Below are 19,747 nucleotides of genomic sequence, written 5' to 3' on the forward strand. Positions count from 1 at the left end.
TTGCACGTTGGTGGAGGCTTCCTCCGAAGCGCCGGCCACCGTGGTCGCCAGCCGCTGCGAGCGGTCGGCGGTCGCGGTCAAGGTCGAGGCGGAGGCCTCTAACTGGGTCGAGGCCGATGACACGGTCTGGACGATCTCGCCGATCATCGTTTCGAATTCGCGGGTGATGTCGTCGACGCGGCGGCCGCGCTCGATCTTGGCTTCGGCGTCGGCCGCGGCGGCTTCGTCGGCTGCCTTCTTGGCGATCAACGCCTCCTTGAAGATCTGGAGCACATCGGCCATGGCGCCGATCTCGGTCTTCTCGCCGCGATGCGGGACTTCGGCGGAGAGGTCGCCTCGGCCCAGCGCCTGCATCGGCAGGGTGATCGAGTTGATGCCGCTAGAGACGTCGCGGACGAGACAGAAACTGACGGCGATGCCGATGACGATGGCGGCGCCGAGAATTGCCGAGACCAGCATGAAGGTATAGGCGTAGCTGTCGGCGGCGTCCTGAGCGGCCTGTTCTCCGCCTTTGGTGTTGAGCTCGATGTCCTTGGTCAGGACCTCGTCTGCCTGAAGACCGAGCTTGTTGACGGTCTTCGTATTCAGCTCCCGGGCCTCGTGTGGGATCTTGCCGGCTTCCTTGCGCGAGAGCGCCATCACCTCTTCGGTGCCCCTCTTGTAATCGTCCCAGAGCTTTGCCCATTGGGTGTAGAGCGCCCGCTCCTCCGGCGAGGTGATCATCGGCTCGTAGCGGCTGCGGTATTTGGCAAGCGCCTCGAGCACCGTCATGGCCGTCTTTTCGTTGGCGAGCTTCTCGTCCAGCGTGTCGGAAAGCATGTGCTGGCGGACCACGTTGCGATAGGTGATGACGCTCGCCCGAAGCTCGCCCAGCACCCGCACGCTGGGCATCCAATTCATCGTGATGTCGACCGTGTTGGCGTTCATCGACCGCATTTTCATGATGGCGAGCAGGCCCATGCCGGCCATCGCGACGAGCAGGAACGCGACGACACTGATGATCTTGGCGCGGATGGAAATGTTGGCGAACATAATCGGATCTCGTTGTGCTGGCGCGGATGCGCGTCGAAGCTCTAAGAATCAACCAAAGAGGAGCTGCGGCGACATCTGAGCGCAGAGCACCTGCGCAAATGTTAACTGCGGCTCCGTACGAGTACCGAAGCCGAAAGAAATGAACGATGGACTAAGGAGGCTCTGCGCTCAGCGCATGAGCCTAAGCGCGTCGGAGAAGAAGTCCGGACCGCCAAAGTTTCCAGATTTCAAAGCGAGCAACATCTCGCCGGAGCTTGCACCGACCGCGCGCAGCACCGGGACTCCCGCCGCGATTTCTACTCCTACGAGAAATCCCGGAATCTTCAACCGATCGACCACGGCGCCGGATGTCTCGCCACCGGCGACGATCAAGCGACGGACGCCGGCCTGCACCAGACCCTCGGCGATGCCGGCCATGGCCTGCTCGATCGCGTGGCCTGCGGCATCGCGGCCATGGCGTGCCTGCACGGCCGCAACGGCGTCCGGCGTCGCGCTCGAAGCGATCAGCACCGGACCTTCCGCAAGCCGCGGCCTCGCCCAGTCCAGCGCACGCTGCGCTTCAGCGGCGCCCGCGACGATCCGCTCCGGATCGAGATGAAGCACCGGCATGATGCGTTCGGCGCTGGCGATCTGCTGAAGCGTCGCCTGCGAGCAGCTGCCGGCAAGGCATGCCGCCAGGCCGCCGACGGCCGCGCCGGTTTCGCTGCTCGGTGCCGACTTCACCTTGCCCGTCGACACCAGCGCGCGCGCAAGCCCGAGGCCCATGCCGGACGCGCCGACCGACAGAAGATGTTCAGCGGCGACGAGACCGATAGTCTCGAGGTCGCGGTCGAACACGGCGTCGATGATCGCAGCACCGATGCCCCTGGCGGCGAGCTCGGCCAGCCGTGCCCGCACGGCCTCCGCGCCGCGCGCGACGGTGGCGAGATCGACGAGGCCGATCTGCGTGCTGCTCTGGCGCGCCAGCACGCGCACCAAGTTGGAATCATGCATCGGGTTGAGCGGATGGTCCTTTAGCGGGCTCTCGCTGAGCGGCACGGCGCCGACGAACAGATTGCCCTGATAGACGGTGCGCCCGGTCTCCGGAAAGGCAGGCGTCACCAGCACGGCTCCCTCGCCGCAATCGGCGCGCAGCGCATCCATGACCGGACCGATATTGCCGGCGTCGGTGGAATCGAAGGTCGAGCAGATCTTGAACAGCACGTGGCCCACGCCGCGGCCGCGCAGCCATGTTTCAGCGGCGCGCGAGCGCGACACCGCGAGGCCGGCCTCGATCGAGCGGCTCTTCAGTGACACCACGACGGCATCGACCTCGGGCAGCGCGAGATCGTCGGCGGGCACGCCGATGGTCTGCACGGTGCGCAGGCCCGCGCGCGTCAGCGTGTTGGCGAGATCGGAGGCGCCGGTGTAGTCGTCGGCGATGCAGCCCAACGCAAGTGTCACGACTTCACTCCCGCATAAGGCTTGAACCAGGCAAGCCCATCGGTGGTCTTGCCGCGGGGATTGTATTCGCAGCCGACGAAGCCGGCATAGCCGAGCCGGTCGAGCTCATCGAACAGGAAGGGATAGTTCAGCTCCTCGCCATCGGGCTCGTTGCGCGAGGGAATGCTGGCGATCTGGATGTGGCCGATGATCGGCATCATCTCGCGCAGCCGCATGGTGACGTCGCCATGGATGATCTGGCAGTGATAGATGTCGAACTGGAGCTTCAGGTTCGCAAGCCTCAGCTCCTGGATCAGATCCCGCGCAAAGCCGAAATCGTTGAGGAAGTAGCCGGGCACGTTGCGCGCATTGATCGGCTCGATCACGATGTCGATGCCGTGCGGCGCGAAGAACTCGGCGGCCCAGGCCACCGATTTGTAGAAGGCCTCGATCGCGACGCGCTCGCCGCGATTGGCGATGCCGGCCATCAGGTGCAGGCGCTTGACGCCCGTCGCCTTGGCATAAGGCAGCGCCGTCTCCAGGCTCGCCTTGAGATCGGAAAAGCGCGATGGCAGCGCCGCAAAGCCCTTCTCGCCGGCGTTCCAGTCGCCCGGCGGCAGGTTGAACAGCGCCTGGGTCAGGCCGTTGCGCTTGAGCCGTTCGCCGACGGCCTCGGCGGGATGCTCGTACGGAAACAGGAATTCCACCGCGGTGAAGCCCGCTTGCGCGGCGGCGTCGAAGCGGTCGAGGAACGGTACCTCGGTGAACATCATCGAGAGATTGGCGGCGAAACGGGGCATTGGAGGTCCTCTGTTACTTGTCGCCGGGCAGCTTGACGCCGGTGACCTGCGCATACATGCGCGCGACCGATGCGTCGTCGTCGCGGCCCATGCCGGCGGCCGATGTCATCAGGAACATCTGGAGCGCGGCGGCGGAGACCGGCACCGGGAATCGAGCCGTGCGCGCCATGTCCTGGATGATGCCGAGGTCCTTGACGAAGATCTCCACCGCGCTGCGCGGCGTGTAATCGCCGTCGAGCACATGCGGCATGCGGTTCTCGAACATCCAGGAATTGCCGGCGGAGGCCGTGATCACCTCGTAGACCTTGCGGATGTCGAGGCCCTGCTGGGCTGCGAACGCCATGGCTTCGCTGGCGGCGGCGATGTGGACGCCGGCGAGCAGCTGATTAATCATCTTGAATGCAGCGCCCTGCCCGGCGGCATCGCCGAGCTCGTAGAGCTTTGCAGCCATGGCATCGAGCGCCGGCCGCGCCTTGGCAAAAGCGGCCGAGCTGCCTGAGGCAAGAATCGTCAATTCGCCTTGCGCGGCGCGCTGCGCCCCGCCGGAGATCGGCGCATCCAGATAGTGCCGGCCGGTCGCCTCCAGCTGCTTGGCAAGACGGCGCGCCACGTCGGGATCCATCGTCGCCGAGGAGACGAACACGCTGTCCTTCGGCATGGTCTCGGCGGCGCCATCCTTGCCGAACAGGATGGTTTCGGTCTGCGCGGCATTGACCACCACGCTGACAACGATGTCTGCGTCCTTGGCCGCTTCGGCCGGCGTCTTGGCCCCCGCGCCGCCGTCCTTCACGAAGCGCGCGACGGCATCCGCCGAGACGTCGCAGCCGGTCACGGCATGGCCAGCGCGCTTGAGCGAGGTCGCCATGCCAAATCCCATCGAGCCGAGCCCGACGACGGCGATACGCTGATTTCGTGAGGTGGAGGCGGACATATGCAACTGACCCTTGCGAGCGTTTCCCGGATGGCCGCCCTTTGCGGCAGCTTGGCAACCGAATAACACGGCTTGGCCGCGCTGCCAAAGCGTGAGACAAGCAAGCATGACGGCCATGAGCAATGAAACACGGCTGCGCGAGGACATCTGCCGCTTCGGACGATCCCTGTTCGAGCGTGGGCTGACGCCGGGCTCCTCCGGCAATATCAGCGTCAAGCTGGACGATGGCGGCTGGCTGGTGACGCCGACCAACGCCTCGCTCGGCTTCCTCGATCCCGCGAAACTGTCACGGCTGGACCAGCAGGGCCGGTTAATGTCGGGCGATGCGCCGACCAAGGAAGTTCCGCTGCACAATGCGCTTTACGACACGCGCGGAAGCGCGCGGGGGATCGTGCATCTGCACTCCACCCACTCGGTCGCCCTCTCGATGCTGCCCGAGATCGATCCGCGCGCCGCGCTGCCGCCGATGACGGCCTATTACCTGATGAAATGCGGCGCCACCGCGCTCGTGCCCTATTACCGCCCCGGCGACCCCGCGGTCGCAGATGCGATCAAGGGGCTGGCGGGGAAATATTCATCCGTGCTGCTCGCCAATCACGGCCCTGTCGTCGCCGGCGATACGCTGGAGGCGGCGGTGTTCGCGACGGAAGAGCTGGAGGAGACGGCGAAGCTGTACCTGCTGCTGCGCGGAATGAACCCGCGGTACTTGTCGCCGGCGCAGGTAAAGGATCTGGTGAAGGTGTTCGGGGTGACGCTGCCGGAGCACGGGCACGAACATTAGCGACTTGCGGTAAAGGGTGGACGAGCGTCGCCTCACCACCGCTGTCATTCCCCGCGAAAGCGGGGAATCCAGTACGCCGCGGCTTCTCCGCATATCTCTGACGTCTCGGAGTACTGGATCGCCCGTTCAAGTCGGGCGATGACACCGGGTATGTTGCGCGGGCGTGCCCGATACTATTCGGCTACAGCCCCAGGTATGCCTTCCGCACGTCCGGATTGCCCTTGATCTCGCTCGCCGCACCCTGCATCAGCACGCGGCCGGTTTGCAGGATATAGGCGCGGTCGGCGATCTCCAGGCACTCGGCCATGCGCTGCTCGACGATGAGGACGGTCATGCCGGAGTCACGGATGAGCTTCACCGCCTGGAAAATTTCGTCGACCAGCTTCGGCATGATGCCCTGCGAGGGCTCGTCCAGCATCAACAGCCGCGGACGCGTCATCAGCGCGCGGCCGATCGCGAGCATCTGCTGCTCGCCGCCAGAGAGCGTCTCGGCGCGCTGCTCCAGACGTTCCTGGAGGCGCGGGAACAGCTTGAAGACGAGATCGAGCGGCTCTTCGCGGTTCGCTTCGCCCCGGTAGAGATAGCTGCCGAGGCGAAGGTTGTCGCGCACCGACAGGCGCGGAAACAAACGGCGGTTTTCCGGCACATAGGCGATGCCGGTGGCCGTGATGTGATGCTGCGCCATGCCGTCGAGGCGTTTGCCGTCGAACGTCACCGTGCCCGAACGCGGACGCTCGGCGCCGGCGATGGATTTCAGCAGCGTCGACTTGCCCGCGCCGTTGGCGCCGGCAACGCAGACGATCTCGCCCTTCTGGACCTCGATCGAGACCGCGGAGATGGCGACCAGCCCCTGATAGGCGGTGGTGACTTCACGCACCGACAGCATGACGATCTCCCAGATATGCCTTGATCACCTTGGGATCGCGCACGACGTCGGCGGGCTTGCCCTCGACCAGCACCTTGCCGAGGTCGAGCACGATGGCGCGGTCCACCAGCGGCATCACGATCTCCATGACGTGCTCCACCATCAGCACGGTGATACCGGCATCGCGCACCTTGCGCACCAGGGCAACGCCGGTCTGCGCCTCGGTCGGCGTCAGGCCGGTGAGGACTTCGTCGAGCAGCAGCAGCTTCGGCTCGGTCGCAAGCGCCCGCGCGACTTCGAGGCGGCGCTTCTCGGCCGGTACGAGGTCGCTGGCGAGCACGTCGGCGCGCGCGGCAAGGCCGGTGAACTCCAGCACTTCATGCGCCTTGCGGCGCGCCTCGCGCATCACGGTGGTACGCACGAGCGCACCGACAATGACGTTGTCGATGACAGTCATGGTCTCGAAGCTCTTCACGACCTGGAAGGTGCGCCCGATGCCGCGCCGGCAGCGCGCGGCCGCGGGCATGCGGGTGACGTCCTCACCGTCGAATAGAATCGAGCCTTGCGTCGGCGGCAAGACGCCGGCGATGAGATTGAACAGCGTCGACTTGCCGGCGCCGTTGGGACCGATCAGGCCGACGATCTCGCCGCGGCCGACCGAGATCGAGACGTCGCTGTTGGCGACGAGGCCGCCGAAGCGCTGCCAGACGCCGCGGGTTTCGAGCAGCGCGCTCATCGGGCAGCTCCTGTCTTCTTCGGGCGTGAAAACAGGCTCAGCAGGCCGCGCGGCAGGGCCAGCGAGATCAGAACGATCAGCGTGCCGTAGACAATGAGGTCGACACCCCGCCCCGAGCCGCCGAATTTGAAGCGCGTCAGCTCAGTCAGCGGGATCAGGATGGCCGCCCCTAGCACCGGCCCCCACAGGGTGCCGATGCCGCCGAGCACGGCCGGCAGCGCCATCAGCAGCGAGAACTGAAAGCCCATGACGCTTTCCGGATCGATGTAGGAGACGAACTGGGCGTAGAAGCTGCCGCCCACCGCGACAAGGAAGGCGGAGACCGCGGCCGCACCCATCTTGGAATTGAACACGTCGACACCGAGGCTCTCGGCCGCCTCCGGGTTGTCCTTGACGGCGCGCCACCAAAATCCCCATTTGGAGTTTTCCAGCCACCATGTCACGAACCAGGCGAGGCAGCACAGCGCCAGCGCGAAATAGAAGTAGGGCAGCTTGGTGCGCAGAAACTGGAATTTCAGCCAGCTGTCGCCGCGGATCGGAATGGTGATACCCATCGCAGCGCCGGCCCATTCCCAGTTGTGGAACAGAAGCAAGCCGATTTCGGCGATGACGATAGTGGCGATCACGAAGTAATGGCCGCGGAGGCGGAAGAAGGGATAGCCGAGCCCCATCGCGATCAGCGCCGACACCACCCCGCCCGCCAGCATGCCGAACCAGGGCAGCACGCCGAACTTCGTGAACAGCAGCTCGGTGGTATAGGCCCCGAGGCCGAAATACAGCGCGTGGCCGAGCGAGATCTGCCCGCAATAGCCGGACAGGATATTCCAGCTCTGCGACAATCCCGCATACATCAGTGTCAGGATCAGGATGTTCTGGACGACGACGTCCTTCACGAACAACGGCGTCAGCGCGGCAATGGTAGCGAGCGCTGCGGCGATGATGAGGTTGCGGCGGCGCCGCGCTGCAAAATCCTTGTCCATCACATCGATCCGAACAGGCCGCGCGGCCGGATGAAGACGACCAGCAGATAGACCGAGTAAATGCCGACCGATTTCAGCGACGGCGGCAGCACCAGCGCGGTGACCGCTTCGACGAGACCGACGATGATGCCGCCGGCGAAGGCGCCGAACACGCTGCCGAAGCCGCCGAGCGCCACCGTGACATAGGCAATCAGCGCAAAGGAGGCGCCGACGTCGGGATAGATGTAGAAGAACACCGCCATGATCGCGCCGGCGAGACCAACCAGCGCGGCGCCGAGCCCCCAGCCGAATGCAAACACGCGGTTCTTGTCGATGCCGACAAGCGCGACTGCACCGGGATCCTCGCGGGTCGCTTCGATCGCGCGGCCGAAATCGGTTCGGTGGATGAAGAAGTAGAGACCTGCAAAAGCGGCGATCGAGACCAGCGCGCCGACCAGTTGCGGCTCCGGCAGAAAGATTCCGCCGACCGAGATGGTTTTGCCGCCGAGCCAGGATTGTGGGATGCTGCGATAGTCCGGCGTGAAGAAATACTGCGCAAGGCCGCGCATGACAATGGCGAGGCCGAAGGTGGTGAAGATCTGCACCATGCCGGCGTTGGCCTTGGCCCGCATGGCGAAACGTACAAGGAGCAGGTAGACGACCGCTCCGAATATGAAGAGTGCCGCGGCGACCAACGGGGCCGACAACAGCGGATCGATGGCGAAGAACGCGAACAGGAAGAAAGACAGATACATCGCGATCATCAGGAATTCGCCATGGGCGAAGTTCGTGACGTCCATCAGGCCGAAGATCAGCGCGAGGCCGACCGCGATCAATCCGTAGAGCAGGCCCATCAGGAGGCCGCTCGCGAGACTCTGGATAATGGCTTGGGCTGTCAACTCTGGTCCCCCGTTCGAAACGTCACGACAGGCTTCGTCATTGCGAGCGAAGCGAAGCAATCCAGGAATGTTTCGAAGGAAGCAGTCTGGATTGCTTCGTCGCTTCGCTCCTCGCAATGACGGTGGGAGCAGTTTGCTCCCACCCCGCCTGCTCCGCTGCCCTCCGCAGCTCTTACTTCATCGGCCAGATCGCCTCGGCGATCGCGGCCTGCGGCGGGAAGATGGTGACGAACTTGCCGCCGACATATTGCAGCAGCACCGGATCGGCGTCGTTGTTCTGGCCCATCTCGTCGAACTTGACGCGCTTCCAGGGCATGATGGTCTTTTCGCCCGGGATGTCGGTCGCGGCAAGCGCGTCGCGGATCTTCTCGCCGTCGGTCGACTTGGCGCGGCTGATGGCGTCGGCGAGGATGATCAGGCCCATGAACTGCCGCGAGGTGAGGTCGTTGAAATCCTTGCCGGACCTGGCCTTGAACATCTCGTTGATCTTGCCGACCATCGGCCGCTTCTGCGCGAGGTCGAGCGAGAAGGTGCCGCGCGAGATCACGCCTTCGAGCTTGTCGCCGACGGCATCGTAGAGCGCCTTCTCGGAGAAGCCGGCGTCCTGCGCCACGATCGCATTCGGCTTGTAGCCGAGCTCGGCCATGGTCTTGACCAGGAGGATGCCGTCGGTGGTGTAGCTCGACGGCATCAGCACGTCGGCATTGGCGGTCTTGAGCTGCTGCACCTCGGCAGAGAGCGAGGGCGAGTTGGCGCGATACTTGATGTCGGTGACGATCTTATAGGCGCGCTCGCCGGCGATCTTGGTCTGGGCATTGCCGGAATCGGTGCCGAAGATGGTGTCCTCGTGGAACAGCGACAGCGTCTCGATCTTGGTGCCCTTCTTCTTCATGGCGTCGAAGAAGTCGAACATCGCAGCCGAGTACATCTCGTCGTGCGGCGAGGCGCGGAAGTAATATTTCAGGCCGCGGCGGTGCAGGCTCGGCGAGGAATTGTCGGCGGACAGGAACGGGACCTGATAGCGCTCGCAGATCTGGCTGACGGTGACGGCCACCGCGCTCTGGTAAGTGCCGACGACGGCGCAGACCTTCTCCTGCGTGATCAGGCGCTCGGCCTCGGCGCGGCCCTTCTGCGGATCGGCCTGGTGGTCGGCGAACACGAGGCGGATCTTGGCGCCACCGAGGCCCGGCAGGCCTTCGCCCTTCGCCAGCGGCAGGTCGAAATCGCTGTCCTTGTTGATGACTTCGAGCGCGGTCTCATAGGCCTTCTGCGCGTCGACGCCCTGCTGCGCGCTGCCGCCGGAGAACGGATAGATCACGCCGATCACGACTTCCGAACTCTGTGCGCGCGCCGCCAGCGGCACGAGGGCGGCAGTGGCGGTGGCCCCCAACAACACGTCGCGGCGAGTGATCGTCATGGCAAAGTCCCCTGTTACTGAATTTCGGCTGATCGAATGAAGCGATTGGTGGATGCGGTAAAGCCTGAAGAAGCAGCAGACGCTGCCCACTAAATCACGGCCATGTTTCTGTTCTTGAGATCGGTCACCAGCATCAGGCCGGGCGAATGCGTGATTGCAAACGGCAGCTTCGCGGCGTTGATGACCGATTGCGGCGTCACCCCGCAGGCCCAGAACACCGGAATCTCGTCGTCGGCGACCGGCACCGGATCGCCGTAGTCGGGCTTGGCGATATCCTTGATGCCGATCAGATGCGGATGGCCGAGATGCACGGGCGCGCCGTGCACGGCCGGATAGCGCGAGGTGATCTGCACCGCGCGGATCGCATCGGCCGGCTTGAACGGACGCATCGACACCACCATGGGGCCGGCGAACGGACCTGATACACCGCAGGCGATGTTGGTGCGGTACATCGGCACGCGCACGTTCTTCTCGATGTGGCGGATCGGCATGCCCTCCTCGAGCAGCGCCTCCTCGAACGAGAACGAGCAGCCGAGCACGAAGGTGACGAGATCGTCGCGCCAGTAGCCCTTCACGTCGGTCGGCTCATCCACGACCTCGCCATCGCGCCAGACGCGGTAGCGCGGCACGTCGGTGCGGATGTCGAGATCGGCGCCGAGCGAGGGGATGTAAGGGCTGCCGACGTCGGACATGCCGATGATCGGGCACGGCTTGGGATTGAGCTGGCAGAAGCGGTGGAAGGCACCGGCATACTCCGCCGGCAGGATCGCCAGATTGCCCTGGACATATCCGGGAGCGACGCCGGCGGTGGAGGCGACCAGCCCCTCGCGGTAGGCGAGCCGGGCCTTGCGGCTCGGGAGGGCGTCGGGTGTTTCAGTTTGCTGCGCTGCCACCAAAACAGTCATGTGATCGACCTGCCTATAAACTCGACAAAGACAAGCCAACACCAAGCGTGCTATAAAGTCTAATCTTCGTTTCTAATCAATCTCGATAAATCTGATTTATCGATTGGGAAAATCCTTCCAATGCTGGACTTCAGGTCGATCGAGACGTTCCTATGGGTCGTGAAGCTCGGCAGCTTCCGCGGCGCCGCGCAACGCCTCAACACCACCCAGCCGGCGATCTCCCAGCGCATCGCCCAGCTCGAGCGCGAGATGGGCGTGAAGCTCCTGAACCGCGACCATCGCATCGCCTCCCCGACCCCGAGCGGCCGGCAGATGATGGTCTACGCGGAGAAGCTGATCGGCCTGCGCGCTGCGATGATGGCGGAGATCGGCGATGCTTCGGCGATGCGCGGCGTGATGCGGCTCGGCGTCGCCGAGACCATCGTGCACACCTGGCTGCCGCGGCTCGTCAAGAGCGTCAACGAGGTCTATCCGAACCTGTCGCTGGAGATCGAGGTCGACATCACGCCGAACCTCACCGCGCGCCTGCTCGCACAGGAGATCGAGCTCGCCTTCGTGGTCGGACCGCTGTCCGCCTCCGGCGTGCACAACCGCGTGCTCGCCGATTATCCGATCGGCTTCCTCGCGAGTCCCTCGCTCGGGCTCGGCAAGGGCCCGGTGACGCCGGCGGACCTCGCGCGGTTTCCGATCATCACCTTCCCGCGCAAGACCAAGCCCTACGAGGTCGTGCGCGAGGTGTTCGACCGGCCGGAGCTGCCGCCGATCCGCCTGCATGCGTCCGCTTCGCTGGCGACCGTCATCCACATGGCGGTCGAGGGCCTTGGCATCGCCGTGATCCCCGACGCCATCGTCGAGAACGAGCTCGCCGACGGACGGCTGCAGCTGCTCGACACCGATCTTTCCATCGCGCCGCTGACCTTCACCGCGAGCTGGCTGGCCTCGCCCGATGTCGTCGCCGTGGAGCGCGTCGCCGAGCTTGCACGGCAAATTGCGCAGAGCAGCCTCGCGGTTGACGCGCCCGCACAGGCGCGTCATTGAAAAAGGCGCCGGACAAAAGAGAGAACGACCGCATGAGCCGAGCCGCGACCAACCTGCAAATCGATTCCGCCCGCCTGTGGGGCTCCATCCACGAGACCGCGCAATTCGGCGCGACGGCCAAAGGCGGCGTGCGGCGGCTGACGTTGAGCCAGGAAGACAAGCAGGTGCGCGATTGGTTCCGCAAGGCCTGCGAGGATGCCGGACTGGAAGTCCACGTCGACGCGCTCGGATCACAGTTCGGCCTGCGCAAGGGCCGCGACATGTCGAAGCTGCCCGTCGGCATCGGCTCGCACCTCGACACCCAGCCGACCGGCGGCAAGTATGACGGCATCCTGGGAACGCTCGGCGCGCTGGAGGTGATCCGCACGCTGAACGATGCCGGCATCGAGACCGAGGCGCCAATCTGCGTCGTGAACTGGACCAACGAGGAAGGCTCGCGCTTCGCACCGGCGATGATGGCTTCCGCCGCCTATGTCGGCGACTTCACCACAGACGACATTTTGTCGCGCAAGGACGCCGAGGGCACCACCGTCGGCCAGGCGCTCGACGGCATCGGCTATCGCGGCGACAAGCCGGTCGGCTTCCAGAAGCTCGGCTGCTTCGTCGAGCTGCACATCGAGCAGGGGCCGATCCTGGAAGCCGAAGGCAAGACCATCGGCGTGGTCGATTCCGGCCAGGGCGTGCTCTGGTACGACGGCAAGATCTCCGGCTTCGAGAGCCATGCGGGCTCCACGCCGATGCCGCTGCGGCGCGATGCGCTGGCGACCTTGTCCGAAATCGTGCTGGCGATGGAGTCGATTGCGAGGAAGCACGGACCGAACGCCGTCGGCACCATCGGCGAGGCCGTCATCGCCAATCCCTCGCGTAACGTCATTCCCGGCGAGATCGCCTTCACCATGGACTGCCGCAGTGCCGATGGCGCCATCATGGATGCGCTCGACCGCGATCTGCGGGCGGCAATCGCCGAGATCGCCGCGCGCCGCAAGGTCGAGGTCAAGATCGATCTGGTATGGCGCAAGCCGCCGACGCATTTCGATCCGAAGCTGATTGCTGCCGTCGAGAACGCCGCTAAGACGCTCGGCTATTCCTCGCGCCGCATCACCTCCGGCGCCGGCCACGACGCCTGCAACCTCAACACGATCATGCCGGCGGCGATGGTGTTCGTGCCCTGCAAGGACGGCATCAGCCACAACGAGCTGGAGGATGCGACGCAGGGCGACTGCGCCGCGGGCACCAACGTCCTCATGCATACCGTGCTGGCAGTCGCCGGCGTCGCATCCTGAGCGGAGAGAACCATGCGCGGAGTTTTCGTCGACGCCAATGAATCGCTGGCCGTGATCATGGAGCGGCTGGGGAAGCCTGGTGATCCCAAGGTGCGGATCAACAGGAATCCCGACATCACGCCCGAGCAATATCCTGATATTCTCGACGGCGCCGAGATCGCGATCGTCGACCACACCGCACTGCCGACCGAAGTCGCGAAGAAATGCACCGGGCTGAAGCACGTCGTGTTCCTCGGTACCGGCGCGCGCAGCTACATGAATCCGGAAGAGCTCGCCGAGCTCGGCATCTCCGTGCATCTGATCAAGGGCTACGGCGACACGGCGGTTGCGGAATCCGCGATCGCGCTGATGTGGGCGTCGGCCCGCGTCATTGCGATGATGGACCGCGAGATGCGCGCCGGGAACTGGCTGCGGGAGGACGGCATGCAGCTCACCGGCAAGACGCTCGGCCTGATCGGCTTCGGCGGCATCGCCGCGGAGGTCGCGCGCATCGCGTCCGGCAGCGGCATGAAGGTGATCGCCTGGAACCGTTCGCCGAAGAGCTATCCGGGGGTCGAATTTACCGATCTCGACAGCGTGCTGGCGAGAAGCGACGTGGTGTCGCTGCACCTGCTGCTCAACGACGAGACGCGCGGCATGATCACGCGCGAGAAGATCCTTGCTATGAAACGCGGCGTCATTCTCATCAACACCGCCCGCGCCGCTGTTGTCGACGAGGCCGCCATGATCGAGGCGCTGAAGTCCGGCCATATCCGCCACGCCGGCCTTGATGTCTTCAACATCGAGCCGCTGCCCGGCGATCATCCGCTGACGAAGCTGCCGAACGTGACGTTGTCGGCGCATTCGGCCTTCCGCACACCGGAGGCGAGCGAGAACCTGATTGAAGCGGCGTTGGTCCATTGCCGCCGGATCGTGAAGGGATAAGAGCAACAACAATGGCCGACTATCGCATCATCAAGGCAGAGTCGCTCACCAAGGCCATCCATGCCATCGTCAGGGCCGGCGGCTCCTCGGACCGCGAGGCCGAGCTCGTGGCCACCAATCTCGTCGAAGCCAATCTGAAGGGACACGACTCGCACGGCGTCGGCATGATTCCGCGCTACGTCCAGAGCGTCACCAATGGCGGCCTCGCCGTGAACTCGCACGTCAAGATCGTGCTCGACACCGGCCCGCTTCTCACCCTCGACGGCCTCACCGGCTACGGCCAGGTGATCGGCCATGAAGCGATGGAGCTCGCGGCCGAGCGCGCAAAGAAGAACGGTGTTTGCCTTGTCGGCCTCTCAAATTCGCATCACATCGGCCGCATCGGCCACTGGGCCGAGCAGTGCATCGACCACGGGCTGGTCTCGATCCACTTCGTCAACGTGATCTCGCGACCGATCGTGGCGCCCTGGGGCGGCAGCGACGCACGCCACGGCACCAATCCGTTCTGCGTCGGCATCCCGCGCGCCGGCAAGGATCCGATCGTGCTCGACTTCGCCACCAGCAGGATCGCGCAGGGCAAGACCCGTGTTGCCCATAACAAGGGCGTCGAGCTCGAGGTCGGCACCATCATTGATCACGAGGGCAAGCCCACGATCAATCCGCGCTACACCGTGATTCCGCCCTACGGTGCCATCCTCCCGTTCGGCGAGCACAAGGGCTCGGGCCTTGCGCTGGTGTGCGAGATCCTCGGCGGCGCGCTCTCCGGCGGCCAGGTGGTCAAGGGCTCGTCCGACGGCAAGCACAACGTCCTTAACGGCATGCTCTCGATCGTCATCGATCCGGGCAAGCTCGGCACCGGCGAGAACCTTGCACGCGAAGTTGAGAGCTTCGTGAGCTGGCACACCGGCTCGCCGCCTGCCCCCGGCGTCGACAAGGTCAGAATCGCGGGCGAGCCGGAGCGCGAGATCAAGAAGAAACGTCTCGCCGAGGGCATCCCGGTCGACCCAACCACCTGGCAGGAGATCCTGGATGCCGGGAAGAAGTTCGGGCTGGAACAGACGGCGATCGAGAAGATCGCGAGCTGATCGGAGCGAGGCGCGCTCCTCGGCGTCGCCTCGCGCCTCATGACCAATCGCGCAAGAGAGACTGGCCGGCGGCGAAATGTCGACGTGCGCACGGCACGGGTTTGAACCGCCCCGCATGACCTTGCGACAATGCGGATATCCGATTGCATCCGCCCGAGGTTCGCATGCTCTCCCGTCTCGCAAAATTCGTGTCCGGCTCAAACCTTCCGTCGCCCGGATCCGATCTCTACCGGCAACGGCTCGCCATCTACGAGAGCGAGCTTGGCGAGCCCGAGCGCACATTCACGGACTACGCAGAGCGCCGCATCGACATCCACGCCTTCGGCCGCGATTTCGTCCCGGTCTGCCAGGAGGGCTCCGACGAAGGTTATGTCCTTCTCACAAACGGGATGAGCGAGCAACGGATGCACGGCGTCCCCGGCGACGCGAAGCCCCGGGCCGAGCTGATGTGGTACGTCCGCGAGCCGACGCAGGACGTTTGCGCCAATCTGCGCTGGCTGGCCAATCTGCCGTTCATCGACACGACCTGGTTCGGCTTCGGCCATCGCGTCGCGCTTCCGTGGCCGCCGGTTGCAGGAACGGACTTCCAGACGTTCCTGTTGCTCACACCGATCATCGGACCCGACAAGGAGATCGCCGAGGCGCTGGAGATTGCGGGCGATCCGGTGGAGATCCTGACCGTGAATCTGATCTCGCATCAGGAGCTCGGGCTGATCAAGTCCAGGGGGCTCGATCCGTTTCTCGATCTGCTCGACGAGAACGACTATCCGCCGATATTCGATCCGTCGCGGAAGTCGTATGTGTAGTCGTAGGCCAAAGCACTGCTGCCGTTCCCTTCTCCCCTTGTGGGAGAAGGTGGCATAGGCGGCCTTGGGCCGCCGTTCCTAAGAACGCCGAAGCGAAGCTTCGGCTATGGCGCCGGATGAGGGGTTCTCTCGGCGAACAATTTTACGGCTGATAGGTCTGCATCTGCGGAAACAGACCCCTCACCCGTCTTCGATGCTTCGCATCGAAGCCACCCTCTCCCACAAGGGGAGAGGGTGAGGCGGCGAACTAATCCACCATATCCGCAACCGCCTTGCCGCACGCCGTCGTGTCGGCATTGCCGCCGAGATCCTTGGTGCGCAGCGTGCGTTCGGCGAGCGTGCGCTCGATCGCCTCGACGATCGACTTGCCGGCTTCCTTCTCGCCGAGATGCTCGAACATCATCGCGCCGGACCAGATCATGCCGATCGGGTTGGCGATGCCCTGGCCGGCGATGTCGGGCGCCGAGCCGTGCACCGGTTCGAACACGGATGGGAAATCGCCCTCCGGGTTGATGTTGCCGGACGGAGCGATGCCGATGGTGCCGGTGCAGGCCGGGCCGAGGTCGGAGAGGATGTCGCCGAACAGGTTGGAGCCGACCACGACGTCGAACCAGTCCGGATGCAGCACGAAGTTCGCGGTGAGAATGTCGATGTGGTACTTGTCCCACTTCACGCCTGGAAACTTCTTGGCCATCGCCTCCACGCGCTCGTCCCAATAGGGCATGGTGATCGAGATGCCGTTGGACTTGGTCGCCGAGGTCAGGTGCTTCTTGGGCCGCGACTGCGCGAGCTCGAAGGCGAATTTCAGGATGCGGTCGACGCCGGTACGGGTCATCACCGTCTGCTGCGTCACGAACTCGCGGTCGGTGTCCGGGAACATGCGGCCGCCGACCGAGGAATATTCGCCTTCGGTGTTCTCGCGCACCACCCAGAAATCGATGTCGCCGGGTTTGCGCCCCGCCAGCGGCGACGGCACGCCGGGCATCAGCCGCACCGGGCGCAGGTTGACGTACTGGTCGAACTCGCGGCGGAACTTGATCAGCGAGCCCCACAGCGAGACGTGGTCCGGGATCTTGGCCGGCCAGCCGACCGCACCGAAATAGATCGCATCGTGCTTGCCGATCTTCTCCTTCCAGTCGTCGGGCATCATCTGGCCGTGCTTCTCGTAATAGTCGTAAGACGAGAAGTCGAAATGGTCGAAATGCAGCGAGACGTTGTGCTTCTTCGCCGCCGCCTCCAAAACGCGCAGGCCCTCGGGCATCACCTCCTTGCCGATGCCGTCGCCGGGAATGACCGCGATCCGGTATTGTTTCTTGCTCATCGAGAACGTCCTTGGTTGGTCCGGCAGTCGCCGCCTTCTGACTGCACTGCAATGGACCAAACGCGGCGGCAGTGCAACGCTGCACTGCAATGTTGACCATGGCGCGGCCAAGCGCCTACTGATTTGATGCTGTTCCCACGAACGAGTATCCCCATGGATCTGCATCTGCGCGGCAAGCGCGTCCTGATCACCGGCGCGTCCAAGGGCATTGGCGCAGCCGCCGCCGAGGCCTTCGCCGAGGAAGGCGCGCATCTCCTCCTCGCGGCGCGTAGCGGCGATCAGCTCAAGGCGCTGGCCGACCGTTTGCGCGCCGCGCACCAGATCGACGCCACAACGAGCATCGTCGATCTGCGCAAGGAGGAGGACGTGGCCCGGCTGGCGAAGGAAGCCGCCGACATCGACGTGCTCGTCAACAATGCCGGCGACATCCCGGGCGGCTCGATCGACAAGATCGACGAGGCGACCTGGCGGCACGCCTGGGAATTGAAGGTGTTCGGCTATATCAACCTGACTCGCTACATCTACGCCCAGATGAAAGCCAGGGGCGGCGGCGTCATCGTCAACGACATCGGCGCGGCCGGCGAGAAGTTCGACGCCAACTACATCTGCGGCAGCGCCGGCAATGCCGCGCTGATGGCGTTCACACGGGCGCTCGGCGGCAAGAGCCTGGGCGACAACATCCGCGTGGTCGGCATCAATCCCGGCCCCGTCGGCACCGACCGCCACGTCACCCTGCTCAAGACGCGGGCCAAGCACCAGTTCGGCGACGAGAGCCGCTACAAGGAATTCCAGAAGAGCCTGCCGCTCGGCCGTCCCGCGCATGCGCGCGAGATCGGCGACCTCATGGCGTTCCTGGCGTCGGATCGCGCCGGCTATACGTCGGGCGTGATCTACACCGTCGACGGCGGCATCAGCGCCGGGTGGGGTTAACTCTATTCTCGTCATTGCGAGCGCAGCGAAGCAATCCAGGAATGCCTCTGTAGCAACCGGTCTGGATTGCTTAGTCGCCTCGCTCGTCGCAATGACGAGCCCTCGAATAAGGACAGGAGCAAACTAAGTGTCCCAGGATCTGATCCGCGAAACCGCCTGCACCGTCGTCGACAAGCTGCGCTCCGGCGACGTCTCGCCGCTCGAGCTCCTGGACGTGGTGGAGACGCGCATCCAGGAGGTCGACGGCAAGGTCAACGCGCTGCCGACGCTGTGCTTCGATCGCGCGCGGGAGAGTGCGAAGACACTGATGCAGAAGCCGGCCGGTGCGCGCGGGCTGCTCGCCGGGCTGCCGGTGCCGATCAAGGATCTGACCGACGTTGCGGGTGTGTTGAATACGCAGGGCTCGCCGATCTTCAAGGACAACATTCCCGCGAAGTCCGACCTCATGGTCGAGAACCTCGAGGCCAACGGCGCGGTCGTCTACGCCAAGTCGAACACGCCGGAATTCGGCGCCGGCGCCAACACCTTCAACGAGGTGTTCGGCGCGACGCTCAATCCCTGGGACACGACGAAATCGGCCGCGGGCTCCTCCGGCGGCGCGGCGGTGGCGCTGGCAACCGGCATGGCCTGGCTCGCCCAAGGCTCCGACATGGGCGGATCCTTGCGCAGCCCCGCGGCCTTCTGCGGCGTCGTCGGCATGCGGCCTAGCATCGGCCGCGTCGCGCATACCCCAAAGTCCGGCATCGATCGCAATCTCGGCGTGGTCGGCCCGATGGCGCGCAACGTCGAGGATCTCGCGCTGCTGCTGGATGCCATGAGCGGCGACTATGCCGACGATCCGCTGTCGCTGCCGGCTCCCGCAACCTCGTTCCTGTCGGCGGCCCAGGCGGGCAAGCGGCCGAGGCGCATCGCCTATTCGCCCGATCTCGGCATCACCCCGGTCGATCCCGAAGTGAAGGCGATCACACGAAAGGCCGCCGAACGTTTCGCCGAAGCCGGCGCCATCGTCGAGGAGGCGCATCCGGACTGGCGCGAGGCGCATGAATGCTTCCACGTGCTGCGCGCCTTCGACTTTGCGATCACCAAGGCCAATCTGTTGCGCACCAAGCGCGACCTGCTCAAGCCCGAGGTGATCTGGAACATCGAGGAGGGTCTGAAGCTCACAGTCGAGCAGCTCGCGCGCGCCGAGGCGCAGCGCGTCGGCATGACGGCGCGGGCAGTCGAGTTCTTCAAGAGCTACGATCTGTTGCTGACGCCGACCACGATCGTTCCGCCCTTCCCGATCGAGCATCGCTATGTCGCCGAATGCGCCGGCAAGAGGTTCGAAAACTACGTCGAGTGGCTCGGCATCGTCTACGCCATCACGCTTGCCTGCTGCCCGTCTCTCTCCCTGCCCTGCGGCTTCACGGCCTCGGGCCTGCCGGTCGGCGTGCAGGTGGTCGGCGCGCCGCGCGCCGATGCGCAGGTGATTGCCGGAGCGAAGGTGCTGGAGGATATTCTGGGCCTGCGCGGTACGACGCCGATCGATCCGAAGGTGAAGGACTAGCCTCACTCTCGTGTCCCGGACAAGGGGCAGCGCGCCAGCGCTGCGTCGCAGAGCCGGGACACGAGAC

The 19,747-nt window shown here is 64.9% G+C and carries 19 protein-coding genes; 8 read left to right on the forward strand and 11 right to left on the reverse strand.

Annotated features, from left to right (window positions below):
- From XF30_RS28105 to ltnD, 4 genes are all read right to left on the reverse strand, one after another.
- On the reverse strand, positions 1 to 1,032 hold a 1,032-nt coding region (locus XF30_RS28105), incomplete at its 3' end, for an MCP four helix bundle domain-containing protein (protein WP_244609036.1).
- Positions 1,033 to 1,200: 168 nt separating this feature from the next.
- Positions 1,201 to 2,475: a 3-oxo-tetronate kinase gene (otnK, locus tag XF30_RS28110; protein ID WP_109144475.1), complete on the reverse strand. Its 1,275-nt coding sequence runs from the start codon at positions 2,473 to 2,475 to the stop codon at positions 1,201 to 1,203.
- Positions 2,472 to 3,254 (reverse strand): 2-oxo-tetronate isomerase, encoded by a 783-nt coding sequence (gene otnI / locus XF30_RS28115; protein WP_109144476.1) that lies wholly within the window; start codon positions 3,252 to 3,254, stop codon positions 2,472 to 2,474. Before otnI ends, otnK begins: the two co-directional genes overlap by 4 nt.
- 13 nt (positions 3,255 to 3,267) lie before the next feature.
- Positions 3,268 to 4,185, reverse strand: coding sequence for an L-threonate dehydrogenase (gene ltnD, locus XF30_RS28120; RefSeq protein WP_109144477.1), 918 nt, complete (start codon positions 4,183 to 4,185; stop codon positions 3,268 to 3,270).
- Positions 4,186 to 4,291: 106 nt separating this feature from the next.
- Between ltnD and otnC the strand changes: the two genes are divergently transcribed.
- Positions 4,292 to 4,966: a 3-oxo-tetronate 4-phosphate decarboxylase gene (gene otnC / locus XF30_RS28125; RefSeq protein WP_192893275.1), complete on the forward strand. Its 675-nt coding sequence runs from the start codon at positions 4,292 to 4,294 to the stop codon at positions 4,964 to 4,966.
- A gap of 181 nt (positions 4,967 to 5,147) precedes the next feature.
- On the opposite strand, the gene XF30_RS28130 is transcribed toward otnC, so the two are convergent.
- From XF30_RS28130 to XF30_RS28155, 6 genes are all read right to left on the reverse strand, one after another.
- Positions 5,148 to 5,852, reverse strand: a complete 705-nt coding sequence (locus tag XF30_RS28130) for an ABC transporter ATP-binding protein (protein WP_036004938.1) — start codon at positions 5,850 to 5,852, stop codon at positions 5,148 to 5,150.
- Positions 5,836 to 6,567, reverse strand: coding sequence for an ABC transporter ATP-binding protein (locus XF30_RS28135; RefSeq protein WP_109144479.1), 732 nt, complete (start codon positions 6,565 to 6,567; stop codon positions 5,836 to 5,838). Before XF30_RS28135 ends, XF30_RS28130 begins: the two co-directional genes overlap by 17 nt.
- Entirely contained in the window at positions 6,564 to 7,547 is a 984-nt protein-coding gene (locus tag XF30_RS28140) for a branched-chain amino acid ABC transporter permease (RefSeq protein ID WP_057027087.1), read from the reverse strand. Before XF30_RS28140 ends, XF30_RS28135 begins: the two co-directional genes overlap by 4 nt.
- Positions 7,547 to 8,425, reverse strand: coding sequence for a branched-chain amino acid ABC transporter permease (locus tag XF30_RS28145; protein WP_036004931.1), 879 nt, complete (start codon positions 8,423 to 8,425; stop codon positions 7,547 to 7,549). Before XF30_RS28145 ends, XF30_RS28140 begins: the two co-directional genes overlap by 1 nt.
- Positions 8,426 to 8,597: 172 nt before the next feature.
- Complete coding sequence (locus XF30_RS28150) at positions 8,598 to 9,842, reverse strand: ABC transporter substrate-binding protein (protein WP_192893276.1); 1,245 nt, start codon at positions 9,840 to 9,842, stop codon at positions 8,598 to 8,600.
- Positions 9,843 to 9,931: 89 nt separating this feature from the next.
- The gene (locus XF30_RS28155) at positions 9,932 to 10,747 is read right to left on the reverse strand and encodes a putative hydro-lyase (protein WP_109144481.1); all 816 of its coding nucleotides are present in this window, start codon (positions 10,745 to 10,747) and stop codon (positions 9,932 to 9,934) included.
- 120 nt (positions 10,748 to 10,867) lie between these two features.
- Between XF30_RS28155 and XF30_RS28160 the strand changes: the two genes are divergently transcribed.
- The 5 genes from XF30_RS28160 to XF30_RS28180 all read left to right on the forward strand — a co-directional run bounded on the left by XF30_RS28160 (position 10,868) and on the right by XF30_RS28180 (position 15,883).
- Positions 10,868 to 11,785: a LysR family transcriptional regulator gene (locus XF30_RS28160; protein ID WP_036004923.1), complete on the forward strand. Its 918-nt coding sequence runs from the start codon at positions 10,868 to 10,870 to the stop codon at positions 11,783 to 11,785.
- Between the two features lie 32 nt (positions 11,786 to 11,817).
- Entirely contained in the window at positions 11,818 to 13,068 is a 1,251-nt protein-coding gene (locus XF30_RS28165; RefSeq protein ID WP_109144482.1) for a Zn-dependent hydrolase, read from the forward strand.
- 12 nt (positions 13,069 to 13,080) lie between these two features.
- A complete protein-coding gene (locus XF30_RS28170; RefSeq protein ID WP_036004881.1) occupies positions 13,081 to 13,992 on the forward strand; it encodes an NAD(P)-dependent oxidoreductase in 912 nt (303 codons plus the stop codon).
- A gap of 11 nt (positions 13,993 to 14,003) precedes the next feature.
- Complete coding sequence (locus tag XF30_RS28175; RefSeq protein WP_109144483.1) at positions 14,004 to 15,077, forward strand: malate/lactate/ureidoglycolate dehydrogenase; 1,074 nt, start codon at positions 14,004 to 14,006, stop codon at positions 15,075 to 15,077.
- Between the two features lie 164 nt (positions 15,078 to 15,241).
- Entirely contained in the window at positions 15,242 to 15,883 is a 642-nt protein-coding gene (locus tag XF30_RS28180; protein WP_109144484.1) for a suppressor of fused domain protein, read from the forward strand.
- Between the two features lie 247 nt (positions 15,884 to 16,130).
- On the opposite strand, the gene XF30_RS28185 is transcribed toward XF30_RS28180, so the two are convergent.
- Positions 16,131 to 17,204: a tartrate dehydrogenase gene (locus XF30_RS28185; RefSeq protein ID WP_036004872.1), complete on the reverse strand. Its 1,074-nt coding sequence runs from the start codon at positions 17,202 to 17,204 to the stop codon at positions 16,131 to 16,133.
- A 153-nt stretch (positions 17,205 to 17,357) separates the two neighbouring features.
- Between XF30_RS28185 and XF30_RS28190 the strand changes: the two genes are divergently transcribed.
- Positions 17,358 to 18,134, forward strand: a complete 777-nt coding sequence (locus tag XF30_RS28190) for an SDR family oxidoreductase (RefSeq protein ID WP_109144485.1) — start codon at positions 17,358 to 17,360, stop codon at positions 18,132 to 18,134.
- Between the two features lie 127 nt (positions 18,135 to 18,261).
- A complete protein-coding gene (locus XF30_RS28195; RefSeq protein WP_036025722.1) occupies positions 18,262 to 19,680 on the forward strand; it encodes an amidase in 1,419 nt (472 codons plus the stop codon).
- The last annotated feature ends 67 nt before the right edge of the window (positions 19,681 to 19,747 follow it).

The sequence above is a fragment of the Bradyrhizobium sp. SUTN9-2 genome, from assembly GCF_003122645.1.
Classification (GTDB): Bacteria; Pseudomonadota; Alphaproteobacteria; order Rhizobiales; family Xanthobacteraceae; genus Bradyrhizobium; species Bradyrhizobium yuanmingense.

Coding starts and splice junctions, on each gene's coding strand:
- XF30_RS28165 (WP_109144482.1), top strand. CDS start 11,818: ATGAGCCGAGCCGCGACCAACCTGCAAATCGATTCCGCCCGCCTGTGG.
- XF30_RS28190 (WP_109144485.1), top strand. CDS start 17,358: ATGGATCTGCATCTGCGCGGCAAGCGCGTCCTGATCACCGGCGCGTCC.
- XF30_RS28140 (WP_057027087.1), bottom strand. CDS start 7,547: ATGGACAAGGATTTTGCAGCGCGGCGCCGCCGCAACCTCATCATCGCC.
- XF30_RS28130 (WP_036004938.1), bottom strand. CDS start 5,852: ATGCTGTCGGTGCGTGAAGTCACCACCGCCTATCAGGGGCTGGTCGCC.
- XF30_RS28185 (WP_036004872.1), bottom strand. CDS start 17,204: ATGAGCAAGAAACAATACCGGATCGCGGTCATTCCCGGCGACGGCATC.
- ltnD (WP_109144477.1), bottom strand. CDS start 4,185: ATGTCCGCCTCCACCTCACGAAATCAGCGTATCGCCGTCGTCGGGCTC.
- otnC (WP_192893275.1), top strand. CDS start 4,292: ATGACGGCCATGAGCAATGAAACACGGCTGCGCGAGGACATCTGCCGC.
- XF30_RS28175 (WP_109144483.1), top strand. CDS start 14,004: ATGGCCGACTATCGCATCATCAAGGCAGAGTCGCTCACCAAGGCCATC.
- XF30_RS28170 (WP_036004881.1), top strand. CDS start 13,081: ATGCGCGGAGTTTTCGTCGACGCCAATGAATCGCTGGCCGTGATCATG.
- XF30_RS28160 (WP_036004923.1), top strand. CDS start 10,868: ATGCTGGACTTCAGGTCGATCGAGACGTTCCTATGGGTCGTGAAGCTC.
- XF30_RS28180 (WP_109144484.1), top strand. CDS start 15,242: ATGCTCTCCCGTCTCGCAAAATTCGTGTCCGGCTCAAACCTTCCGTCG.
- XF30_RS28135 (WP_109144479.1), bottom strand. CDS start 6,567: ATGAGCGCGCTGCTCGAAACCCGCGGCGTCTGGCAGCGCTTCGGCGGC.
- otnI (WP_109144476.1), bottom strand. CDS start 3,254: ATGCCCCGTTTCGCCGCCAATCTCTCGATGATGTTCACCGAGGTACCG.
- XF30_RS28150 (WP_192893276.1), bottom strand. CDS start 9,842: ATGACGATCACTCGCCGCGACGTGTTGTTGGGGGCCACCGCCACTGCC.
- XF30_RS28155 (WP_109144481.1), bottom strand. CDS start 10,747: ATGACTGTTTTGGTGGCAGCGCAGCAAACTGAAACACCCGACGCCCTC.